The following is a 1,181-nucleotide window of genomic DNA, read 5'->3' as shown; positions in this document are numbered from 1 at the left end:
CTGAGGACAAGCCCTCGGCCTATTAGTACCGGTCAACTCCACCCCTCACAGGGCTTCCATATCCGGCCTATCAACCCAGTCGTCTACTGGGAGCCTTACCCTCTCAAGGAGGTGGGAGTGCTCATCTCGAAGCAGGCTTCCCGCTTAGATGCTTTCAGCGGTTATCCCTCCCGAACGTAGCCAACCAGCCATGCCCTTGGCAGGACAACTGGCACACCAGAGGTTCGTCCGTCCCGGTCCTCTCGTACTAGGGACAGCCCTTCTCAACACTCCTACGCGCACAGCGGATAGGGACCGAACTGTCTCACGACGTTCTAAACCCAGCTCGCGTACCGCTTTAATGGGCGAACAGCCCAACCCTTGGGACCTACTCCAGCCCCAGGATGCGACGAGCCGACATCGAGGTGCCAAACCATCCCGTCGATATGGACTCTTGGGGAAGATCAGCCTGTTATCCCCGGGGTACCTTTTATCCGTTGAGCGACGGCGCTTCCACAAGCCACCGCCGGATCACTAGTCCCTACTTTCGTACCTGCTCGACCCGTCAGTCTCACAGTCAAGCTCCCTTGTGCACTTACACTCAACACCTGATTGCCAACCAGGCTGAGGGAACCTTTGGGCGCCTCCGTTACCCTTTAGGAGGCAACCGCCCCAGTTAAACTACCCACCAGACACTGTCCCTGATCCGGATCACGGACCCAGGTTAGACATCCAGCACGACCAGAGTGGTATTTCAACGGCGACTCCACCCGAACTGGCGTCCGAGTTTCACAGTCTCCCACCTATCCTACACAAGCCGAACCGAACACCAATATCAAGCTATAGTAAAGGTCCCGGGGTCTTTCCGTCCTGCTGCGCGAAACGAGCATCTTTACTCGTAATGCAATTTCACCGGGCCTGTGGTTGAGACAGTCGAGAAGTCGTTACGCCATTCGTGCAGGTCGGAACTTACCCGACAAGGAATTTCGCTACCTTAGGATGGTTATAGTTACCACCGCCGTTTACTGGCGCTTAAGTTCTCAGCTTCGCCACAACGAATTGTGACTAACCGGTCCCCTTAACGTTCCAGCACCGGGCAGGCGTCAGTCCGTATACATCGCCTTACGGCTTCGCACGGACCTGTGTTTTTAGTAAACAGTCGCTTCTCGCTGGTCTCTGCGGCCACCACCAGCTCAGGGAGC

1 rRNA gene is annotated in these 1,181 nt (G+C 56.4%); it reads right to left on the bottom strand.

The annotated features are described in order from the left end of the window. Nucleotides 1-2 precede the first annotated feature (2 nt). Nucleotides 3-1,181: ribosomal RNA gene (locus ACIQVD_RS34215) — 23S ribosomal RNA — on the bottom strand; the annotation flags it as partial.

Source organism: Kitasatospora sp. NPDC090308, assembly GCF_044769485.1.
Taxonomy (GTDB): domain Bacteria; phylum Actinomycetota; class Actinomycetes; order Streptomycetales; family Streptomycetaceae; genus Kitasatospora; species Kitasatospora fiedleri.
Note: the sequence above shows the minus strand (reverse complement) of the source record. Positions and strands in the feature narration are given on the sequence as shown.